The following is a 22232-nucleotide window of genomic DNA, read 5'->3' as shown; positions in this document are numbered from 1 at the left end:
TAATATGGCTTTTGTGAGAGGGGCTATATTGAAGTTTATTTACTTTTTAAATGTTGTTATTTTGGTTTTTGTGTTTTTTATTTTTAATAGATTTGATTCCTATGATGATAAATTTAAAACACTTATTAGTGAAGGAAGAATAAATAAAAATGTTGAGATTTTTATGCGTGCGGAATGGAGTGAATTAGATAACATTCGCTTTGATGTATTCAATATTGAAAGTTCTTTACACGCTCAAGATAATGTATTAAAAAATCTAGAACGCTATCATAGTTTTACAAATACGATAAGGAGAAACTTAGAAAAGCGTGGAATAGTAGAAATTTCAGAGTTTAATAATGCATTTTTAAACGCACATTTTGCCTCTTTGGATGCCATATTGAAGGATGGTTGGTATAATTATTATGAACAATATGATTTGACTAGAAGCAAAGCTGAGAATATAGCACAGGTGATATTAGTTAGAGAGGAAATGTTGTCTAAGCTGGAAGACTACACGAAAAGATTAGAAAAATATAAAGAAAATACAGTGCTACAAAAGGCTTTAGAGTTACAAATACATTATAGGTGGTCACTTGTATACTTAGCAAAACATAGAAATAATTTTGATTATGATGAATATGAAAAGTTTTTTAAAAATTTTTACGGGATAGAGTAAATGGGTATTTTGGTTTGGTTTTCTATTGTATTTTTTATTGGGTTTTTTATAGTTAAGTATTTTAGAAAAGATTTGACAATAACAACGGCATTGATACATTATTTTTATTCTTCTATGCTAGTTTTTGTAATGATTACGCTAAACAATACAAATAATGAAATAGAAAATTATTTTGCAAAACAAATGGCTTATCTAAAAAATCATGATGGATATTTAGAAAATTCACTTACTAGAGATAAAGAATCATTGCTATCTGGTGGGAAAGAGATATTGGGAGCTATTGACAAAATAAATACGGGTTTTAAGATGTATGATGATGTATCTAGTTTGTCAAGTAGAATAGATATGTTGTTGTATTTGACATTTGATTTTTGGAAACCAAACGAAAAAATTTCAGACTTTGTATGGATTAATGCTTCGGTAAAAAAAATTATGAGAGCAAATAAATACAGAGATATGTATTTAGATGCATATGATTTTACTAAATGGCAGTCTAGTGACAAAATGCTTAGAAAAATGATAAGTGCTAAACTTGCATTAACGGAAATGTTTATCAAAAATGGTTTAGAGTTATTGCCATATTCAAATAAAGAGCAAATAGAAGCTTTTGAGCTATTCAAAGATTTATTATTGGAACAAGATTCATATTTAACTTTAAATAATTTTGATTCTAGTGAATATAAGCTGCTTTTGGATAGATTGGAACAAGAATTTATAGAAGAAATTAGTTAATTTGTTGGATTATTATAATGGGTTTTTCGTTTTTGCTTTCTGTGTGGGAATTAGCTAGTGTAGTTTTTTGGTTTTCTATTGTATTTTTTGCTGGGTTTTTTATAGCTAGATTCTTTAAAAAGAATCTAGTCTTTAGAGATGGTTTGAAGCCATATTGCTTTAGTTTAATAGTAGTTTTGTTGGTAAAAATATATTTTGTGGCTATAAATGTTGGAAATGAAATCTTGGTTGACATGGAACATATAAGGAAGCAGATCAAAAATACCTTTAGAGAGACAAACAAGGAATGGGCTTTTGTGGATATAGAATTTGAATTAAGGAGATATGATAACTTTATACAAGCACAAAATAATTCATTGAAGCATATGAAAGAATATAGTGGATTTTTTAGTGGGTTAGATAGATTTTTATATCGTGCTACTGATGGATTTTGGGGGTTAGATAGTGAAGCTGTGGAGTATATGGCAGATAGTTTTGATGCCATATTTCCTATGTATGATTTGGTAGATTATGAATATTTCTATGATACTGGATTATTTGCGTCATATAAAACCAATCTAAGAAGAGTAGTTTTTGCTAGACAAAGGTTGCTAAGAAATTATGCAGACTTTATAATGGATATGGAGAACTATGAATACTATGCTGATGATAAAGCATATACGCAAAAAGCACTAGCGTGTGCTAAAACAAAGTATCTTTTTTATGCTGAACAACTGGAATATTTAAAAGACAAAATTATGAATAAAAATGTAGATTTTGATTATAATGAATATGAGGAATTTATAGAAGTAGGCAAAAAAATATATCAATGTAAATAGGGGTGGTAAATGAGTATTTTGGTTTGGTTCTCTATGATATTTTTTATTTCTACTATATTTTTTATTGGGTTTTTTTGAATAGATAAAAAGGCAAACTAGGTAATATTTTTTAAAATCATTGTGATAAGTTCTTGCAGTGTGGTTTTCTTTTCTATGTGGTGTTTTAATGCTTTTAGAATTTCATTTCTTTCAATATTCTTAATCCCATATCTCAAAAATGTATCATGTATATCATTTAAAGTAGGCGTTAGATGTTCATTGGTTTTCATAATCTCTTGCAATGTGTTTATGAATTTTTGAAACTCACTCATTTTTAAGCTTTTTTAATAATTCATCCATCTCTTCATCGTTTAGCTTAGGAGAAGTAAGCTTGTCATTTTGATATTTAGAATCTGCAAAATCGTTATATGCTTTTGCCTCTCCTTTAACCTCGCATAATACTAATTGCATAATACGAATATAAGGTGGAATTTTTATAATCGAATTAGAAGCGTTAAAAATAATAATAGGCAAATGTCCTTCATAACCTGGATTTGCATATGTAGAAATAGGCAAGATTAAGCCAAGTCTAGCAAATGTGCTTCTAGCCAAAACTAACCCACACATATCAAGAGGTATGCTAACTTTCTCAACACTAGTAGTGTAAAAATAGTTTTGTGGTTTTAACTCATAGCCTTTTGCTAAGTCTATTTCTGTGTAAATATCTTCTAATAAACCATTATCAGAGGAATCTAACTCAAATAAATCTATTATTTTATTGTCTTTTTTAACATAAGCTTTATCGCTTATACTTAGATCAACACTAGCACCTCTTATATTGTAATCGTTTAGGGCAGTAAAATGATCTTGTATATTTTTTAATTCACTAGTTCCCAAAATCATAACTAAACTCTAATTTTTAAAGTAAATTTTAAATATAATACCCAAATTTTACAAAATTGCTACTTTAAAATGGAATTTTTCGCTATCGTCAAACTTTGTAACTTGCCCTTAATATCCTATATCTTTTTTGGTTAAAAATTCAAACATAAATAGCTAACCTTCCCACTTTTCGCTAGAGAAATATTGCTTAGGCAATATGTTGAGGCAATAGAAACAATGAGAGAATATGCTCTTAGAATTGGCGAACCTAATGTTACTAATAATTTCATAAACTATCATATTAGACAGCATAATATCTATATGGAACAATTGCAATATTTAGAAAAACATAGAAATAATTTTGATTATGATGAATACAGGGAGCTTTTAGATAGTTAGCTTGTATTTACTGCCAAAACATGATTAGCAAGGAAGCTAGTTTAGATCTACAATAAAGACACAACCTACACAACATGAAAGAGGACATGAATCTGCCCCATGAAAGGCACGACATGAAAAGGTGTGTAACTATGCAAGAAAAACAAAGCACGACATGAAATGGGTGCTAGATTTGTAGCTTTGTCTGTGTGTAGCGGTCCTTTTAAAAGAAATTGTGTTGCAAAAATTGGTCTTAAAATTGCAGGGAAATTCTAAAAAATATAGCGTTGCAAATTTGCAATGTGCAAAAGTTGTGATTTAAGCAAATGATTTTTTGGATTATGAATGTGTGTTTTGTAGCGTATTATAGGCGTTAGAGTTAAATTATTTAGTGTTTGACAAGAGATAAAAAAAATGGTTTAATTTTGTCTATAAATTTGGCACAAAATGATATGTTTTTGCAAATTTATGCGTTATTTAACAAAAACAATAGCAATTTTAAAGAGAATTTTTGCGAATTATCAATTTTCTTATAAGCTATAAATGCCTATTTAATAGAGTTTCTTTCCAAATTATTAATTATTCCTTAAAAAAGTATATAATCCAACTATATTTTATGGTTATGCACAGATTCTAAGCACATTAATTTTTGAAAATAAAAGTGAAAATATAAAATTCTATGGGTTTGATCATCTATCTTATGCAGATAATGTAGCAAATTACAAAGATTTAAATCATTACTATAAAGATATGAATGATTTTCAGCTCTCATCTATTGCAGATGATATTACGCTTCTTACTAAGGATAATGTGGTAAATTATCTAAGATTCGTAGAGAAACAAATAATAAACTATGATGTGCAAAGCTTATTAGATGAGTTTCAAAGCTCTATAACCTCCAATTAATCGGCTCTTTGCCTAGGCTTTGTAGAATCTTATTTGTTTTAGAAAAATGCTTACAACCAAAAAAAGCTCCTCTAGCTAGTGGTGATGGGTGAGGAGCAGTTAGTATGTAGTGTTTGGTTTTATCTATCAGCTTTTCTTTGCTTTTTGCGTAGTTGCCCCATAGTAGAAACACTATCCCTTCTTTTTGTTTTGAAACTTTAGATATTACTGCATCTGTGAATTCTTGCCAACCAAATTTTGCATGTGATTGTGGTTTGTTTTCTTCAACGCTTAGTATGCTATTTAGTAATAATACGCCCTCTTTAGCCCACTTACTTAGATCTCCACTTGTACTTGGTGGTATATTTAGGTCATTTTCTAATTCTTTGTAAATATTTTTTAGTGATGGTGGTAGCAAGATTCCACTTGGCACAGAAAAGGATAATCCCATTGCTTGACCTTTATTGTGATATGGATCTTGCCCTAAGAGAACTACCTTGACTTTAGAAAATGGAGTTAGATAAAAGGCATTAAAAAGAAGCGACATTGGAGGATATATGATAGAGCCACTATTTTTAGCGTTTAGTAAATTGTTTTTCAACTCCGCAAAATATGGCTTTACAAACTCATCTCTTAGAGCTTCTTTCCAGCTTTCTTCTAATTTTATTTTATCTATATCTATCGTCATTATTCTATTATTTTAGGGACTATAAAGAATCCATTTTCGCTACTTGGTGCTTCTTTTAGGATTAAATCTCTTACTTCAGCATTATATGGAATGTCCTCACGCATTTGCAGTTCTGATTTTATCGCGTTAAATGAGGCTTCTATGTTGTCTAAATTAAGGGTATTTATGTTTTCTACGAAATTTACTATTTCGCTTAAGTTTTGTTTTGTTGAATCTAGCTTGTTTGAATCTATCTCTAATGATGCTAGTCTTTGTAGTTTGTTTATTAATTCGTCATTTATATTCATTATTGCTCCTTTATTTTTGTGTATATCATAAATATTTCTATATTTTGATTTACCTTTTTTTCTATTTCTTCTTTTGTTGGTGGCTTGAAATTTGGAATTGTTATTGAATCCCACAGATATGGACTTATCAAAGTATTTACAAAAAATATTATATATTCTTTTAGGTTGCCTATTTGAAGCTCTTTGCTTGTTTGATAGTCTTGTAATTTTTGTGTAAAGATTTTTATACTTTGTTCTACGCATTCATTTTTAAAAATCTCTAAAAGTTCTGGGTATTTGTAGCCTTCAATAACGATTAGTCTGTGCAATGCAATTGACTGCTCGGAAGTGATTTTTTCTAAGATTCTAACTCCAAGAGTGTTTAAAAAATCCTTCATTGACCCTTGAGTTATGTTATTATCTTGCAATGCTGCATTAAATTCTTCTACAAAACTTCTAAAATTAAATTGCATAGATTGCTTGAATAAATTTTCTTTATTTTTAAATAACTCATATATGGTAGCTAGAGAGCCTCCAGTTTCTTTCACTATCATTTGTAGGCTAGTGTTTTCATATCCATACTTTAAGAAGAATGAATGTGCAACTTGTATTATTTTTTCTTTTCTTATATCTAATTTGTTGTCTTTACTTCTTTGGTTTGTTTTCAAATTGTAGCCTTAAATTAACATCGGTTTTGATTTTAATAAAAAAAAACTTAATTCTAAATTTTGGATAGTATTTTAGAATGTTTTTAAAAATGCTTAGATATAGGGATATAAAGCAGTATTTTATTTGACAAAAACCAAAAAAAATAGTTAAATTATGACATTTTTATAATTTTGAGAAAGGATTGGTTGCATGAAAGAATCTAAAAAAACATATCGTCCAAATGTAGCTGCAATTATCCTATCATCAAAGTATCCATTAACCTGTGAAATATTTATAGCTAGTAGAAGCGATATAAAAAATGTATGGCAGTTTCCTCAAGGCGGTATAGATCCTCATGAAACACCAAAAGAAGCATTATTTAGGGAATTAAAAGAGGAAATAGGGACAGATAAAATAGATATAGTAGCAGAGTATCCAGAATGGATTAGTTATGACTTTCCTCCTTTAGTAGTAAAGAAGATGTATCCATATGATGGTCAGATTCAGAAATACTTTTTAGTGAGATTACAAGAGGATGGGCTTGTTAATATAAATACAGATGAGCCAGAATTTAGTGATTATCAATTTGTAAGTTTTGATGATATTTTTAATTATATTACTTATTTTAAACGACCTGTATATAAGCAGGTGTTGGAATATTTTAAGCAAAAGGGGTATTTATAATGCTAGTAGTGCAAAAATATGGAGGAACTAGTGTTGGTGATTGTGATAGAATCTCAAATGTAGCAAATAGGGTTGCAGAAACAAAAAGAAAAGGACATGGGGTTGTTGTTGTTGTTTCTGCTATGAGTGGTGAGACCGATAAGTTGCTTGGGTATACAAAGCATTTTTCAAAAATACCAAACTTAAGAGAAAGCGATATGGTGCTTAGTGCAGGTGAGAGGGTTACCAGTGCACTTTTGGCTATTGCATTAGAGGAGCTTGGCTTTAAGGCTATCTCACTTAGCGGAAGAGGTGCAGGTATAGTTACGGATAATTCTCATACAAAGGCAAGGATTCAGCATATAGATACGACAAAGCTAAACGAGCTTTTGGCAAAAGATTATATAGTTGTTGTAGCAGGATTCCAAGGCGTTAGCGAGAGTGGAGAAGTTACTACTCTTGGTAGAGGTGGTAGCGATCTATCAGCAGTGGCATTAGCTGGTGCTTTGGGGGCTGATTTGTGTGAGATATATACTGATGTAGATGGAGTATATACAACAGATCCAAGAATCGAGCCAAAGGCAAAGAAGATAGATAAAATAAGTTATGATGAAATGTTAGAACTCGCTTCAATGGGAGCTAAAGTTCTGCTTAATAGATCAGTTGAGATGGCAAAAAAACTAGATGTAAATTTAGTAACTAGAAATAGTTTTAACAATAATGAAGGAACATTAATTACAAAGGAAACAGAAATCATGGAACACCCTATTGTTAGCGGAATCGCACTAGATAAAAATCAAGCTAGAGTTAGTATTTGTAATGTAGAAGATAGACCAGGGATTGCTGCAGAAATTTTTGGAGCATTGAGTGAGGTGAATATAAATGTAGATATGATAGTGCAAACTATTGGTAGAGATGGTAAGACCGATTTGGATTTTACGATTCCAGAAGTAGAATTAGAAAATGTAAAGAGGGTTTTAAAGAGTTTTGAAGGAAGTGTTGAATCTATAGACTATGATAGCGATATTGCAAAGGTATCTATAGTTGGCGTTGGTATGAAATCTCATAGTGGTGTGGCTTCTAAGGCTTTTAGAGCATTAGCAGAAGATAACATTAATATAATGATGATTAGCACAAGTGAAATAAAAGTATCAATGATAATTTCATTAAAATATGCAGAACTTGCCATTAGAACTCTACATGCAACATATGAGTTAGAAAAATAATGCAAGATATATCTCAATGGACTACACATATATTAAGGACAGATGAATCTCGTCCGACTTGGCTTGAGGAGAGGAAGTTTGAGTGGATACCGCTTGTAACAAATACGCTTCAAAGAGTATTTAGCGGGGATAATTTGGTGTTAATAACTGATAGAGATAGAGAATGGTTTGGTGATTATGTTGTAAATATGATTAATAAAAGCATAAATCGTCCTTATATCCCTATTATAAATATCCATTCTCTATTTCCTCAAGTTGATAAAAATTGCAAAAATGAATTAGGCATAGAGCTTGTTGCAGATTTTTTGGGTAATGTTTTTAATAATAAATATTTGTTTTGGTATATTGGCAGAAATGACGATAGGGCTAAATTAGCATTAAGCAATGATTTTGGGTTTTTATGGTTGTTTGATACTGATTTACAAAATAGCTTCACTTTGCAATCTACTGATACGCTAGTTGATATAAAACTTATGCAAATGTTTAGAATCTTTAACCTAACTATCGAAGCTGCACTATTTGGACAAATATCACTTGACTAATATGAAAAATCATATACTTCTAACCAACTATCCAGAACAAGAAGCAGAAAGGTATATACATAGTAATCCTAATGCTTTTTTGTTCTTTAGCGATGAGCTAAAGGTCGAAGATTCAAGGGATATTATAGATGAGGCATATATAGCAAATGAAAATGGTAAGACAATTTTAATAGCTGCAAATTCTTTTAATATATATGCACAAAATGCACTCTTAAAGGTATTAGAAGAGCCACCAAGTGGTGTTGTGTTTATAATTTTTGCTAAGGCTAAGTCTTTATTGCTCCCTACTATTCGCTCTAGAATGCCAATTATTAATCGTGTGTTAAAGCAAAAATTACCGCATTTTATGATTAATATAAAAACACTAAACTTAGAGCAAGTTTATGAATTTTTAAAGCAATTAGATAAAAATAGCCTCTCTGCAAATGATATAAAGATTCAAATACAAAGTTTGTATATTGATTGCATGGAAAATGGTATTTATTTTAATGAAGCTGAAAGTGAGATATTTCACAATGCTTTATTGTGGGCTTCACATTATGAGAGGGCTAGTTATATTTTTTCTGTTTTATTGCTTATGATTTTGCGTAAAAAAAAGCATAAAAAATTAAAAATAGGATAGTTTGTGTTTGTAAAAAATATTAAAAATGCTTTAGAGGTTTTAAAACAAATAGGTTGTGATGATGGCGGTTTTAGAATCTTAAGAGATAAGATTCAAACTTATAGCTTTTTAATAGAGGATCTAAAAACTCCAGCTGCACATATCTTAAAGCAAGAAGCATTAGCTTGCGGTGGAGATTTTGCATTACCAAAAGATGCGATACTTTATAAAAGAGATTCTTATAATGGTGTGTTATTAATTACAAAATCACAGAGCAAGGCATTGATAAAAAAGTTAAAAATGCAGGACTTTGGACTTAAAAATTTAGCATTAATTTTAGAAACTCATTTCAAGAATATATCTTTTGAAGTGCAAATTATGGGTGTTGCTAACATTACTACTGATAGCTTCTATCCTCTCTCAAGGAAGGCTGGAGATAGTGGAGATGATTATATAAATGCTATAAATAGTATTATAGCTATGATAGAGGATGGAGCTAGTATTATTGATATAGGTGCAGCATCATCGCGTCCGGGAAGTAGCCTTATTAAACCAAAAGATGAGCTAGAAAAACTAGAACCACTGCTTAAAATCATTAGAAGTGAGAATCTGTATACAAGGGCTAGTTTTAGCATTGATACATATAATGCAGAAGTTGCTAAAAAGTGCTTAGATAGCGGATTTAAGATTGTTAATGACATAACTGGTTTTAGAGATATAAAAATGATAGAGGCAGTAAAAGGATATGATTGTAGATGTGTAATTATGCATATGCAAGGAAATCCGCAAGATATGCAAGATAATCCAACTTATGAGAATCTTTTCTTAGAAATTGATAGTTTTTTTAAAAATCAAATTGATAGCTTAGAATCTGCTGGAATCAAAGATATAATTTTAGATGTAGGGATTGGCTTTGGCAAGAGCTTAGAGCATAATTGTGAGCTAATAAGGAATTTGAGACATTTTAGTCATTTTGGATACCCATTATTAGTTGGTGCAAGTAGGAAGTCTATGATTGATAAGATATATAAAAGTGATGTTTTTAGTAGGCTTCCCGGAACTTTGGCTATACATTTAGAATCAATAAACAATGGTGCAAGCATTATAAGATGCCATGATGTTAGAGAGCATCTTCAAGCAATTAAGGTGTTAGAAGCTTTAAAGTAGGGAGAGAGTTATGGATAGAAGAGAGGTTATATGGCAGCTATCAAGGCATGGGCATAAAAAAGAAGATTTGGAATTAATGCCAATTAAAGAGCTATCAAAACTTTTCAAAGAAGAGACCAGGAAGAATATATTAAGCTATATGGACTTTATAAAAGATGATAAAGCAGATATAGTTCAAGAATATAGCGATGATAATGTAGCAAGAGAGATAACAAAAATATCACATTGTGTTATCGGAGACGATATAAACTATCCTATGCTATATGACATTATTGAAAAAATTTTTGATGAATATGAATTAAATGAAACAATAGAGTTTGTATTGTCTCAAGTTAAAGATAAGCATTATAGGCAAATGACGCGTATTGTTGAGGTTGCCTTTAGAGCATATCAAGAAAGCTTATTGGATAAATTAGATGAGTTGTGCAAAAACTATCCAGTAGAAGAAAAGTTCGAGCAACTAAATTTATATAGTAACAAAAGAGAAGATGTGAATTTTCTAAAACATGCAATAAAAAAAATGGAAGAAGAAAATGCTAGGCTACAATTAAGCAAAATAGCACAATTGAAATTTGAGATAATAAGGGATTATTTTCCAGATTCTTTATATGAGAACTATGAGGATTATTATGAAAACGATGAAGAAAAAAATGAAATAATAGAAAGAATCATGGAGCTTACAAGTGCATACAAACGCCCAATGCTAAAAACAAAAAAGATTCAACTATTAAAGCATATTGAAAGAGTGTTGCTAGAAGATAAAGAAAGAGAAAGAGAAGAAAAAATATTAATAAAGCAATTTAGCATGAAAATAGGCGATGTTATGAATGGTGATGATGAATATGCTTTTAGTAGAGTGATTAAGGAAGCATTAGATGTATTAGATGAAAGAGATGTAAGAAAGATAGTGTCAAATTTTGATTTAGCAAGTAATCCTATATTCTTGCAAAGATTTAATGTAATAGTAAGAGAACATAGAAAGGTTACATAAACATGTTGTTTGCTATTGTTGCATTTAGCGTATTTTTGCTTATGCATGTTTTTGTGTATTTGTTTTTCTTTAAAAGAGCAGTTAGAAGAAATGGGATTCTTATTTGTTTAAGAATCTTTTTGATTGTCAATTATTGTGGTATTTTGGGGTATTTTTTTGGTAGATATTATAGTGATATACCGCAAGTATTGTATTTTTTGCTTTCTTTGCCTGTTGGAGTTATTTTTATACTTTTTGTCTCCATGCTTGTATATAATATCCTTAGTTTGCTACCCAAATTTAGCACCAAAAGAAGGGCTTTTTTTGAAGATTGTGTAAATTATGGTAGTGGAATTTTTACTTTATCTTATTTAGGATATGGGATTTTTGAGGGTGCATTAAAGCCAGAAGTCAAAGAAGTTGATATTTCTTTAGGATTGGCTAAGAATCTAAAAGCAATACAAATTAGCGATTTGCACATTGGTGGATTAATAGAAGAGAGTGTTGTAGGAGGGCTTGTAGATAGGGTTAATTCATTTGGCGTTGATATTATATTTCTAACTGGGGATATTATTGATGCAAACACAAGTAAAGTAAAAAAGGCACTAGATGAGCTTGGTAGTTTAAAAGCAACTTTAGGAGTGTATTTTGTTGTTGGAAACCACGAATATTTTCATGATATTTCAAATTTGCTACCTATTTTGAGGTCATTTGGTATCAAGATATTGGAAAATGAAAATGTAATTATTAGCAAAGATGGAATCGAGCTTTTAAATGTATGTGGAGTTTATGATTTATTTGGTAGGAGAATTAAGACACTAGAGCCAAATTTAAATGAAGCATTAAAAAATAGAAACAAAAACCTTCCAAGCTTACTTCTAGCACATCAGCCAAAATTTGCACTAGAGGTAGATGAGAGCCATAATGTTGATTTAATCTTAAGCGGACATACGCATGGTGGGCAGATTTTTCCTTTTAGATTCCTAGTTACGCTAGATCAGCCATATTTGCAAGGATTATATAATCATAATAAAAAAACCAAAATATATGTAAATAAAGGCACTGGATTTTGGGGGCCACCTATTAGAATCTTAGCAAGAGCAGAGATAACTTATTTTAATTTTTCATAGGATTTTAATGCCAAAAAAGTATAATACAAAAGTGTAATTTGACTTGTTAAAAGAGAGTTTATGGGTTTTATAAAAAAGAGTTTAATTTTTGTTGTATTCTTGCTTCAAGCTGTATATCCAATAGAATTCTACATAAATAGTGGCAGGGAAGGTGGGCAAAATTTTGCTGTGCTAAGCATAGTAGATGATAAACCCTTTATCTGCAAAGAAGAGTTAAATAGAAATTCTGAAGTTGGGCTTATTACTTGTGAGTTTGATGTGAAGCTTGTTTCTAGATTCTCAAAGAGTGATAGCTTATTTTTTAATATATCTCCACAAATAGACAACAATAAATTTATACTAAACATAACTCCTAAAAAAAAGATGAAGCTTTTTAGTTTAGAGTTTGATATAAATAGTAGCACTCCAATACCACAAGAAAGAAATGAATCATCTAGCAGATGGCAAATTATAGGATATGAAGATAGTCTGCCATTTTTAGATGATAGAATCGATGATGGGCTTAATTTTCCTATTAGCTTTAGTTCTCAAGTTGGATACCCTAAAGTTGGACCGCTAGATTATAAAATGGAGCCTATGAGTGATAATGTTGGATTAGATAAAGATCATTTTTTAAAAATCCAATCTTTTATGAGTAGAAAATCATACAATGAGGCACTCTTAGCCATTGATGAAATGTCTGCACTATATCCAAATAGTATTTTTAAAAGAGATGTTTTGTATCTTAAGATTCTTGCATTAGATGGTGTTAGTTCAAATGAAGATGTAGAAGATGTAATAGATTTAGCAAAAATGTGGCTAGATGCGTATCCGACTGATATTAATGTGCCAGAAGTTTTGTATGTTATTGCAAAATCATATGCAAAAATGCAGTTTTTTGATGAGGCTTTTTATTATTACAATAGGCTTTTTAAAGAATACAAAGGAGATAAGTTTGAACTTTTAGCAAGGCTTGAATATGGTAAAAACTTATATGCTAGAGGTGATAGAAATGTGGTTTTAGACATGTATGAATCTGTGCTAGAGGAGACACAAGATATTCATATTGCATCTTTAGCTTCATTTTTATTGGCGGAGTTTTACAAAAATACAGGCGATAAAAATAGAGCACAAGAGTATCTCTTAAATATCTTACAAGCAAATCCAAATTATTACTTAGATTCAATAGATATATATTATCCAATAATGCAAGATTGGGCAGAAGAGGGTATATATGAAGCGCCTGCAGAGATTGTTGAAGCTATGCTTGATGTAGTGGATAAAGAAAGGCCAATTTACATAGATATGCTAAAAGATGTAGCTATGTGGTATGACAATGCACAAAAGCTAGAGTTGGCGCATAAATATTATAAAATACTTCTTGGGCTTGATTTTAATGCAGATGAAAAGGCAAAAATAAAAAAGCTTGATGATGAGTTATTATTAAAATATGATGAAAATAATGCAACAAAGAGATTGGAGCATTATGATTATGTAATGCAAGAATATAAAGGGCAAGAGGAGGAGCAAAAAGCTCTAGAGCGTAAGGTGGAGACATTATATGAGCTAAAGAAATATAAAGAAGTCTTTGATATGAGAGATTCTTTAGAATCTAACAATACTATGTTGTTAGAATCTGTTGGAGAACTAACAAAAGATTCAATAAAAAGAGAAGATTGTAAAGAAGCAGCATTTTATGGTAGTTTGTATAGTAATACAATACCGCTAGATTACGATGATAAGTTAGCTTTATTTGATTGTTTGTATAAATCACAACAATATAAACCAGCGCAAAATATAGCACAACTAGAATCTGAAAAAGCAAAGCTAAAAGAAGAAAGAGAAGATTGGCTATATAGGCTTGGGTGGGTGATGTATAAATTACAAGACTATCCAAAAGCTTCAATGGCTTCAAGAGATGTAGTAATAATATCCAATAATGAAAAATATAATGACGCAGTGTTTGTTCTTTTTATGTCGTTAGTTCATCAAAATAGAAAAGAAGAAGCATTTTCTTATTTACCAAAATTGGAAGATAAGCTAAAAGACAAGAGAGAAATGATAGAAGTTTATAGAATTATGCTTTTAGATTCGCTTGATAAAAAAGATGATACTGCAATTACAATATATGCAAACAAACTAATTGCTTTACAAGATAAATATAGCAGTTATGATTATTCTCCATGGGTTGAGCTTAGTTTGGTTGAAGCACTAAATAGAGATAGTAAATTTGCAGAATCTTTAGAAGTGATAAACAAGGCAATACCACATGTAGCAAATAATAATCAAAAAGTTCAAGTGTATTATTTGCAAGGATATTTAAATTCTAAGCTTAATAAAACAAATGAAGCTTATAAGTCATATAGCGAGTGTGAGGGCATACAAGGGGAATCTCCGTGGAAGACTTTATGTATAGATGCTAAAAATTTAATTTTGAGAGATAATCCAAATTTAGATTCAAACACTACACAAGAAAATAATGATATACAAGGATAAAAATGGAAACTAACGAAAATAAAATTTTAGACGATATACAATCACAAGATTTTGAAAAATATCTACAAGTTATAACCGAATCTCTAACAATGCTAGAAGACGAAAACATGAGTCTTCATAAAAGTTTGGAAATTTATAAAAATGGTAAAGAAGCACTAATGAAGGCTCAAAAAATTTTGGATAATGTAAAGCTAGAATTTTGTGAGCTTGATAAGGAAAATGAATGAAAATAGCGGCACTTCAACTATCTACTTTTAAAAAAGAATCCGAAATAGAAAGATATATACAAAGAGCATGCACAGAGAAGGTAAAGATAGTTTTGCTTGGAGAGTATTTGCTAAATCCATTTTTTAAGACATTAGAAAATAGCAATAAAACAGAGTTATTAAAACTAATAAAAGATGAAGGTGATAAGGTATTAAAAATATCAACCAAATATCCAATAACAATAATAGCTCCACTGCTAGAGGTTGTGGGTGTGAAAATATATAAATCAATAGCAATAATAAATAAAGGTAAAGCTATATATTACAAAGCACAACGATTAATGCCTTATGAGCATTGGAATGAAGTTAAGTTTTTTGCAAACTCAATACCAAAAAATATAAAACTTCCATATACTTTTAGTGTTGGTGGATTCAAATTTGGAGTGCTGTTTGGATATGAGTTGCATTTTGATGAGTTTTGGCTTAAATTCAAGCAAGAAAATGTTGATTGTGTATTGTTGTCTAGTGCTTCAACTTTTGATTCTTCTTTGCGTTGGAGAAGCATTATTAAGATGAGAGCATTTTTGAATAATTGCTATATCTTAAGGGCTAATAGAGTTGGTCAGTATGAAGATGATTTTACAAATACGATGTGGAATTTTTATGGGGATTCTCTTTTTGTTGATCCTAGTGGAGAGGTGATTGACTGCTTGGGAGATAGAGAGGAGTTGCTAATAGCTAGTTTAAATAAAAAAAGTCTAAATGAGATTAAAGAATGTTGGAAATTTAGGTAGAAGATAGTATTTAATATTAGTTAAAATAAATTTTATATATAATAATGGATTTTTCATGTATATATTCTTATGGAGCTTTGTATGTCAGCAAAAACTATTAATCAAGAACTTGAAGAATTATTTAAAAATGCTAGTAAATATGTCTCATATGAGAAAGTAGCTCAAGTATTATCAAAGATACCAACAGCTGCTCAAGCCAAGAAAGTCTCTGAACTTGCAAATAAATATAATAAAAAACTAATGTCTTCTTCAGAAATTGCAAAGTTACTAAATCAAGCAGATGCAAAGAAAATTAAAGATGATAAAAAGAAGCTTTTAGACGAAGAGCTTGAAGAAGAATTTGATTTTTTAAAAGAAAGAGAGCTTTTAGAGTGGAGTAGAAGCGATAGCCCTGTTAGAATGTATTTGCGTGAAATGGGTCAGATTCCATTGCTGACTAGAGAAGATGAGGTGGAACTTAGTAAGAATATAGAACTTGGCGAGAATATAATTTTAGATGCAATTTGCTCTGTGCCTTACTTGATTGATTTTATTTTGGACTATAAAGAAGCATTAATTAATAGAGAAAGAAGGGTTAAGGAGCTTTTTAAAAGCTTTGATGATGATGAAGAAGGTGATGATAGCGAAGAAATAGATGAAGTAGATGAGGGCGAAGAGGTAACAGATTCTAAAAAGCCAGTTAGCAAAAAAGACCAAAAAAGAGTGGAGAATGTTTTAGCTAGTTTTAAGGCATTAGAGAAAGCAAAGAAGGATTGGCTAAAGACTTGGGAACAGGATAATAGTGAAGATAGCGAAGATATGCTATATCTTCTAACTCTAGCACATAAAAAGCAGTTTTTAAAAGATAAATTACTAGATTTAGGTCCGACAAGTAAATTGATAAATGAGCTTGTAAAAGCTATGGAGAATACTATAAAGAGTGATGAGGGATTTGAAAAAGAGCTTAAAAGGCTTGAGTATAAACTTCCTTTGTTTAATGATATTTTACTTGCAAATCATAAAAAGATCTTAGATAATATCACAGAGATGAGCAAAGCTGATGTAATAGCAGCAGTCCCAGAAGCTACAATGGTATCTACTTATATGGAGATAAAAAAACTATTTCAAACAAAAATTGCTAGTGAAGGTAGTTTTGATTTAGAGCCAGAAAAGTTAAAACAAATACTGGAGCAGATAAAAAGAGGTAAAAATATCGCAGATAAAGCAAAAACAAAAATGGCAAAGTCTAATTTGAGGCTTGTTGTAAGTATTGCTAAACGATATACAAATAGAGGGTTACCATTTTTGGATTTGATTCAAGAGGGAAATATAGGTCTTATGAAAGCGGTAGATAAATTTGAATATAAAAAAGGATACAAGTTCTCAACCTATGCTACTTGGTGGATAAGACAGGCTATTTCTCGTGCCATAGCAGATCAAGCAAGGACTATTAGAATTCCTATCCACATGATAGAGACAATAAATAGAATAAATAAAATAATGAGAAAACATCTACAAGAAGAGGGCAAAGAACCAGATATTGAAAAGATAGCAGAAGAAGTTGGATTGCCAGTAGATAAGGTCAAAAATGTAATAAAAATAACTAAAGAACCTATAAGCTTAGAAGCACCAATAGGAAATGGCGAAGATGGTAAATTTGGTGATTTTGTTGAAGATAAGGGATCTTTGGGACCTATGGACCATATACTAAAAGAAGATTTAAAATCTCAAATCGATGATGTGCTAGATCAGTTAAACGAAAGAGAAAAGGCAGTGATTCGTATGAGATTTGGGTTGCTTGATGATGAATCTGATAGAACGCTAGAAGAAATAGGTAAAGAGCTAAATGTAACAAGAGAGAGAGTAAGGCAAATAGAATCTAGTGCAATAAAAAAGCTAAAGCACCCAAAAGTTGGCAGAAAGCTAAAAAATTATATAGAGGATTGATTTAGAAATTCTCTTAATTTATTGTATTCTTGGTGTGTTAGGAATCTTACCTTTTTGCTTGGTAGATTATTTAAAGAGACAAAGCCAAATGAAACTCTTTTTAAATCCAACACTTCTAGCTTGAAGTGTGCAAAAAATCTCCTTAGCTCCCTGTTTTGTCCTTCATTTATAGTTACTTTTATTTTTGAGTATTTGTCATTTTTGATTATGTTATATGCTATAAATGGAGCAAAATCCATTTTATCTATCTTGTTATTTTTGTGTGCACCTGCTTGTGCATTTTCTAGGGTTAGTCCATTTTCCATAGCTTCACATACGCTAGTGTTTATTTTTCCTGATAGTTTTAGTATGTAAGTTCTCTCTAGCTTGGATTCCATTAATAATGTTGCTATTTTTGGATTATCTGTTAGTAAAAGTAAGCCTTCACTAGCATAATCAAGTCTTCCTATATATGTGAAATTCTTGAATCTTTTTGGCAAAGTATCATATATAATACTTCTTCCTCTATCATCACTTTTGCTTACTATTTCACCTTTTGGCTTGTTATAGACTATTACTTCATAGTCGTTTTTATTTTTTATTTTTTTGCCATCTAGATATACTTTTTGGTCTGTAATATCAAGTGAGAAATTTTTGATAATCTCCTTGTTTATGGAGATTCTGCCTTCTTGTATTAGTCTATCTGCTTCTCGTCTTGAGTATTGCGTATTATGTGCTATATATTGGTTTAATCTCATGCTAGTTCTTAAATTTGAATTTGTTATTTTTTAGAATCTCTTTTATTTTATCTACATTTTTTCCTTGTAGTTCCAAGATATATCCATCTTTTTGCTCTTTTATGCAACCTCCAGTTGCTAGTTTCTTTTTTATATCTTTTAATATCACTTCTAAAGATTCTTTGTTTTCATAAAAGATTCCACATACTACTATGTCTTTTCCGCCATTTTTTTGTGCATTTGCCCATATTGTATATGAATGTTTACTTTTTATATATTCTTCTTGTTTGTTGCATATACACTTAATTTCGCCGCATTTTTTACATGATATTTCATCAGAAAATTTTGCACCAATTTGTATCTTTAATCTATCCAAGTTAGTTCCTTGAATTTTGTCTTTATGTCGCTATGGACAAATAGCTTACTTATCATTTCTAGTTCTTGTGTTTTTGTGTGAAACAAGATTCTAAGCTCCCTTTTTCCAGCATTTAACAATGCTTCTTCTTTGAGTCTTGTAAGCAAACTTTTGTCTATAGAGTTATTCAATAATACTTTTAAAGGCGTATTAATGTCTGGCTTACTTATTGTGAAGCTTACTTTTTCTTTTTTGGCTTCTTCTAGGCTTAGAATCTTATCTGCTCTTAGTTTCTTGCTTTCTGTTTGTTCTTGCACTAGACATTTTACTGCTATTGGGATATCTTTATCTAGCGTTTCTAGGTGTTGGAGTGTTTTTTCAAAGATTGTTAGTTCTATGCTACCATAGAAGTCTTGTAGCTTTAAGATGCCATATTTTTTGCCATTTTTTGAAAACTTAGTAATTATGTCTTCAATTTTTCCAACTAACAATATCGAGCTATTTTCTGCAATATTTTGAATCTGATTTGTAAAGGTGCAATTTATACTATCTATTGCTTCTTTATAGTCTTCTAGTGGGTGCCCTGAAGCATAAAAGCCCATGCTTTCCTTTTCGTATTCTAATAATTCTTTTTTGCTATATTCCTCATATGGTGTAAGCGAGATTTCAACTTGTGCAATATCATCTGCTTCATCGGCAAAGAGAGAGTTTGCAAACATATTTTTAGAATCTTGAGCTTTTTTTGCTGCTTCTGTTATGTTCTCTATTTGCTCTAATAATGTTCTTCTAGTGTAGAAAAAGCAATCCATAGCACCACTTTTAATAAATGCTTCTAGTGATTTTTTATTTACTTTTTGAGAATCTATTCTTCCTAGAAAATCTTTGAAATCTTTAAAGTCTGAATTTTTTCTTTCATTTAGTATTAGATTTATCGCAATTTCACCTGCACCCTTTATAGCACCAAGCCCAAATATTATGCAAGATTCTCCATTATCCTCTACAACACTAAAGGCTAAATCTGATTTTTGTAAGCTTGGTGGTAAGACTTTAATGCCCATTTTTTTGGCATCTTCTATATATTCAACTACTTTATCTGTGTCATTTTGTTCTGAAGTAAGAAGTGCCGCCATGAATTCTTTTGGATAATAAGTTTTTAGGTATGCAGTTTGAAATGTAATCATCGCATATGCAGCAGAGTGAGATTTGTTAAATCCATATCCAGCAAATTTAACTATTAACTCCCATAACTCTTCTGCTTTTTGCCTATTGTATCCTTGCTTTTCTGCACCATTGGCAAATTTTAGTTTATTATCCTCCATTATTTGGGCGTCTTTTTTACCCATTGCACGTCTAATTAAATCTGCCTCACCTAAACTAAAGCCACCAATTTTCTGCACTATTTGCATTACTTGCTCTTGATAGACTATTGTTCCATAGGTTGGTTTTAATATAGGCTCTAGTTCATCAAACATATACACTATTTTTGATCTTCCATGTTTTCTGTCTATAAAGTCATCTACCATTCCAGATTCAATAGGTCCGGGTCTTCCAAGTGCGATAATAGCTATTATATCTTCAAAGGTGCTTGGCTTTAGTCTTTTGTTAATTCCTTGAAACATACTAGATTCAATTTGAAATACACCTAGAGTATTTCCTTCTTGTAAGGTTTCATATACTTTTTTGTCATCTACATCTACTTTTAGGAAGTCTATTTCCAAATTGTGTCTATTTTTTATTAGCTTTAGTGCTTCATTAATTAGTGTTAGAGTTTTTAATCCCAAAAAGTCAAACTTAATTAAATCCACATCTTCTAAGTATTTCATGGAATATTGTGTAGCAATTATTCCATCTCTAGTAGAGCAATATAGGGGTGCTTTATGCCATAGCTCCTTTTCTGAATCTATAACAACAGCTGCGGCATGTGTTCCAGTATTTCTTTTTGTATTTTCTAAAATTACAGCAAAATCCCATATCTTTTTTGCTAAGGCATTGCTTTTTATTAGCTCGGCTATTTTTGGTTCTTTTTCATAGGCTTTTTCTAGCGTTATATCTAATTCTTTTGGGATTAATTTAGCAAATGAATCTGCCTCACCATAAGGCATACCAAATACCCTTGCTACATCTCTTATAACTGCTTTAGCCTTCATCATACCAAAGGTAATTACTTGTGCTACATTATGTCGTCCATATTTTTCTGTAACATAATCAATTATCTCGCTCCTTCGACTTTGACAAAAGTCCATATCAATATCTGGCATACTTACTCTTTCAGGATTTAAGAATCTCTCAAAAAGCAAGTCATATTTTAGTGGGTCTATATTTGTAATCTCCAAACAAAATGCAACCAAACTCCCAGCAGCACTTCCTCTACCGGGGCCAACAGGAATCCCTCTTTCTTTAGCAGCTCTTACAAAGTCCCATACAATAAGCATATATCCCGGGAATTTCATTTTGTTTATAATGTCAATTTCTAGCTCTAGCCTATCTATGTAGAGTTGGTGTTTTTCTTGTGGTATGTTTTTAAGTCTATTTTGTAAGCCTTCTTTGCATTTGTATGCAAAATATTCTGAATCCTGCGTGAAATCCAGCCCCTCATTTTTCGCATATTCTTTTGTGAATTTAAATGTAGGTGGGGTTGGATTGCCTAATTTTAATTCTAAGTTACATTTATTAGCAATTTCTTGTGTGTTAGAGATTGCATCAGGCAAGTCCATGTATAAATGTTGCATCTCAACTGGGCTTTTTATGTAGAATTCTTGCACTGTGTGTCTAAGTCTCTTTGGGTCGTCAAAGTCTTTGCCAAAACCTATGCAAAATGCCAACTCTTGTGCTGTTGCATCACTTTTTTGTGTGTAGTGAGTGTCATTTGTTGCAATGATTTTTATGTCGGTTTCTAGTGATAATTTTATTATTTGGTTATCTATTAGCTGTTGTTCTTGTATGCCATGTCGCATTAATTCTAAGTAAAAATCATCTCCAAAAATTTCTTTATATTCTAATGCCACTTCTTTTGCCTTTTCATATCCACCTCTGCCTTTGTTATCGTCTTTTGCAGTGTTTAGATGCCATTGCACTTCGCCATTTAGACATGCTGAAGAGCATATTAGTCCATTACTATATTCTTTTAGCATTTTTTTTGTGATTCTTGGCTTCATGAAAAATCCATAAAGAGAAGCTTGAGAATTTAAATACATTAAGTTTTGATAGCCTTCTAGATTCTTTGCATAAAGACATAAATGGAATCTTTGATTGCTTTTTTCGCTTATATCTTCTGAATTATGCAAATATGCTTCAATGCCTAAAATCGGCTTTATTCCTTCGCTTTTCATAGTTTTATAGAATTCTATTGCACCAAACATATTACCATGGTCTGTAATAGCAACACTATCCATTCCTAGCTCTTTTATTTTTTTGGCTAGTGTTTTTATTTTGTTTAAGCCATCAAGCAATGAATATTCCGTGTGCAAATGCAAGTGTGTAAATTTTACATTTTCTGTATTTTGTGGAGTTATGCTCATTTTAATCTC

Annotated in this window: 24 protein-coding genes; 16 read left to right on the top strand and 8 right to left on the bottom strand. The window is 30.8% G+C overall.

Annotation, left to right across the window (positions count from 1 at the left end):
* The first annotated feature begins 28 nt into the window (after positions 1 to 28).
* From PF022_RS05195 to PF022_RS05185, 3 genes are read left to right on the top strand one after another with little or no spacing between them, the layout of a single operon-like run.
* Positions 29 to 658 carry a hypothetical protein gene (locus tag PF022_RS05195; protein WP_271020779.1) on the top strand — a complete coding sequence of 210 codons (630 nt, stop codon included), beginning with the start codon at positions 29 to 31 and terminating at the stop codon, positions 656 to 658.
* Entirely contained in the window at positions 659 to 1390 is a 732-nt protein-coding gene (locus PF022_RS05190; RefSeq protein ID WP_271023008.1) for a hypothetical protein, read from the top strand.
* Between the two features lie 17 nt (positions 1391 to 1407).
* Positions 1408 to 2208 carry a hypothetical protein gene (locus tag PF022_RS05185; RefSeq protein ID WP_271023007.1) on the top strand — a complete coding sequence of 267 codons (801 nt, stop codon included), beginning with the start codon at positions 1408 to 1410 and terminating at the stop codon, positions 2206 to 2208.
* A 95-nt stretch (positions 2209 to 2303) separates the two neighbouring features.
* On the opposite strand, the gene PF022_RS05180 is transcribed toward PF022_RS05185, so the two are convergent.
* Both PF022_RS05180 and dcd read right to left on the bottom strand, forming a co-directional pair.
* Positions 2304 to 2519 carry a hypothetical protein gene (locus tag PF022_RS05180; RefSeq protein WP_271023006.1) on the bottom strand — a complete coding sequence of 72 codons (216 nt, stop codon included), beginning with the start codon at positions 2517 to 2519 and terminating at the stop codon, positions 2304 to 2306.
* Positions 2512 to 3090 carry a dCTP deaminase gene (gene dcd / locus PF022_RS05175; RefSeq protein ID WP_271023004.1) on the bottom strand — a complete coding sequence of 193 codons (579 nt, stop codon included), beginning with the start codon at positions 3088 to 3090 and terminating at the stop codon, positions 2512 to 2514. The genes PF022_RS05180 and dcd overlap by 8 nt, the downstream gene beginning before the upstream one ends.
* Before the next feature lie 183 nt (positions 3091 to 3273).
* Between dcd and PF022_RS05170 the strand changes: the two genes are divergently transcribed.
* Both PF022_RS05170 and PF022_RS05165 read left to right on the top strand, forming a co-directional pair.
* Entirely contained in the window at positions 3274 to 3468 is a 195-nt protein-coding gene (locus PF022_RS05170; protein ID WP_271023003.1) for a hypothetical protein, read from the top strand.
* A 729-nt stretch (positions 3469 to 4197) separates the two neighbouring features.
* Complete coding sequence (locus tag PF022_RS05165) at positions 4198 to 4353, top strand: hypothetical protein (RefSeq protein ID WP_271023002.1); 156 nt, start codon at positions 4198 to 4200, stop codon at positions 4351 to 4353.
* Here the strand turns inward: PF022_RS05165 and ung are convergent.
* Genes ung through PF022_RS05150 form a run of 3 tightly spaced genes read right to left on the bottom strand, consistent with a single transcriptional unit; the run spans position 4337 to position 5954 of the window.
* Positions 4337 to 5020, bottom strand: a complete 684-nt coding sequence (ung, locus tag PF022_RS05160) for a uracil-DNA glycosylase (protein WP_271020866.1) — start codon at positions 5018 to 5020, stop codon at positions 4337 to 4339. The genes PF022_RS05165 and ung overlap by 17 nt on opposite strands.
* Complete coding sequence (gene gatC / locus PF022_RS05155; RefSeq protein ID WP_271023001.1) at positions 5020 to 5307, bottom strand: Asp-tRNA(Asn)/Glu-tRNA(Gln) amidotransferase subunit GatC; 288 nt, start codon at positions 5305 to 5307, stop codon at positions 5020 to 5022. The genes ung and gatC overlap by 1 nt, the downstream gene beginning before the upstream one ends.
* The gene (locus PF022_RS05150) at positions 5307 to 5954 is read right to left on the bottom strand and encodes a TetR/AcrR family transcriptional regulator (RefSeq protein WP_271023000.1); all 648 of its coding nucleotides are present in this window, start codon (positions 5952 to 5954) and stop codon (positions 5307 to 5309) included. The genes gatC and PF022_RS05150 overlap by 1 nt, the downstream gene beginning before the upstream one ends.
* Before the next feature lie 190 nt (positions 5955 to 6144).
* On the opposite strand from PF022_RS05150, the gene PF022_RS05145 reads away from it, so the two are divergent.
* The 11 genes from PF022_RS05145 to rpoD all read left to right on the top strand — a co-directional run bounded on the left by PF022_RS05145 (position 6145) and on the right by rpoD (position 17634).
* Positions 6145 to 6618, top strand: a complete 474-nt coding sequence (locus PF022_RS05145) for an RNA pyrophosphohydrolase (RefSeq protein WP_271020869.1) — start codon at positions 6145 to 6147, stop codon at positions 6616 to 6618.
* Positions 6618 to 7823 carry an aspartate kinase gene (locus tag PF022_RS05140; RefSeq protein WP_271022999.1) on the top strand — a complete coding sequence of 402 codons (1206 nt, stop codon included), beginning with the start codon at positions 6618 to 6620 and terminating at the stop codon, positions 7821 to 7823. The genes PF022_RS05145 and PF022_RS05140 overlap by 1 nt, the downstream gene beginning before the upstream one ends.
* Positions 7823 to 8365 carry a HobA family DNA replication regulator gene (locus tag PF022_RS05135; protein WP_271020871.1) on the top strand — a complete coding sequence of 181 codons (543 nt, stop codon included), beginning with the start codon at positions 7823 to 7825 and terminating at the stop codon, positions 8363 to 8365. The genes PF022_RS05140 and PF022_RS05135 overlap by 1 nt, the downstream gene beginning before the upstream one ends.
* A complete protein-coding gene (locus PF022_RS05130) occupies positions 8343 to 8987 on the top strand; it encodes a DNA polymerase III subunit delta' (RefSeq protein ID WP_271020872.1) in 645 nt (214 codons plus the stop codon). The genes PF022_RS05135 and PF022_RS05130 overlap by 23 nt, the downstream gene beginning before the upstream one ends.
* Positions 8988 to 8990: 3 nt before the next feature.
* Positions 8991 to 10133, top strand: a complete 1143-nt coding sequence (gene folP / locus PF022_RS05125; RefSeq protein WP_271020873.1) for a dihydropteroate synthase — start codon at positions 8991 to 8993, stop codon at positions 10131 to 10133.
* Between the two features lie 10 nt (positions 10134 to 10143).
* The gene (locus PF022_RS05120; RefSeq protein ID WP_271020874.1) at positions 10144 to 11124 is read left to right on the top strand and encodes a hypothetical protein; all 981 of its coding nucleotides are present in this window, start codon (positions 10144 to 10146) and stop codon (positions 11122 to 11124) included.
* 2 nt (positions 11125 to 11126) lie between these two features.
* Positions 11127 to 12233 carry a metallophosphoesterase gene (locus tag PF022_RS05115; protein ID WP_271022998.1) on the top strand — a complete coding sequence of 369 codons (1107 nt, stop codon included), beginning with the start codon at positions 11127 to 11129 and terminating at the stop codon, positions 12231 to 12233.
* A 60-nt stretch (positions 12234 to 12293) separates the two neighbouring features.
* A complete protein-coding gene (locus tag PF022_RS05110) occupies positions 12294 to 14708 on the top strand; it encodes a tetratricopeptide repeat protein (RefSeq protein ID WP_271020876.1) in 2415 nt (804 codons plus the stop codon).
* A gap of 2 nt (positions 14709 to 14710) precedes the next feature.
* The gene (locus tag PF022_RS05105) at positions 14711 to 14935 is read left to right on the top strand and encodes an exodeoxyribonuclease VII small subunit (RefSeq protein ID WP_271020877.1); all 225 of its coding nucleotides are present in this window, start codon (positions 14711 to 14713) and stop codon (positions 14933 to 14935) included.
* Entirely contained in the window at positions 14932 to 15708 is a 777-nt protein-coding gene (locus tag PF022_RS05100) for a carbon-nitrogen hydrolase family protein (protein WP_271020878.1), read from the top strand. Before PF022_RS05105 ends, PF022_RS05100 begins: the two co-directional genes overlap by 4 nt.
* Positions 15709 to 15789: 81 nt before the next feature.
* Positions 15790 to 17634 (top strand): RNA polymerase sigma factor RpoD, encoded by a 1845-nt coding sequence (gene rpoD, locus PF022_RS05095; protein WP_271020879.1) that lies wholly within the window; start codon positions 15790 to 15792, stop codon positions 17632 to 17634.
* On the opposite strand, the gene PF022_RS05090 is transcribed toward rpoD, so the two are convergent.
* Genes PF022_RS05090 through dnaE form a run of 3 tightly spaced genes read right to left on the bottom strand, consistent with a single transcriptional unit; the run spans position 17619 to position 22223 of the window.
* Entirely contained in the window at positions 17619 to 18371 is a 753-nt protein-coding gene (locus PF022_RS05090; RefSeq protein ID WP_271020880.1) for a pseudouridine synthase, read from the bottom strand. The genes rpoD and PF022_RS05090 overlap by 16 nt on opposite strands.
* 1 nt (position 18372) lies before the next feature.
* The gene (locus tag PF022_RS05085; protein WP_271020881.1) at positions 18373 to 18726 is read right to left on the bottom strand and encodes a translation initiation factor; all 354 of its coding nucleotides are present in this window, start codon (positions 18724 to 18726) and stop codon (positions 18373 to 18375) included.
* Positions 18714 to 22223, bottom strand: a complete 3510-nt coding sequence (dnaE, locus tag PF022_RS05080; protein ID WP_271022997.1) for a DNA polymerase III subunit alpha — start codon at positions 22221 to 22223, stop codon at positions 18714 to 18716. Before dnaE ends, PF022_RS05085 begins: the two co-directional genes overlap by 13 nt.
* Positions 22224 to 22232 lie beyond the last annotated feature (9 nt).

This window comes from Helicobacter sp. WB40 (assembly GCF_027859275.1).
Classification (GTDB): Bacteria; Campylobacterota; Campylobacteria; order Campylobacterales; family Helicobacteraceae; genus Helicobacter_D; species Helicobacter_D ibis.
This window is presented reverse-complemented; position numbering and strand designations above follow the sequence as displayed.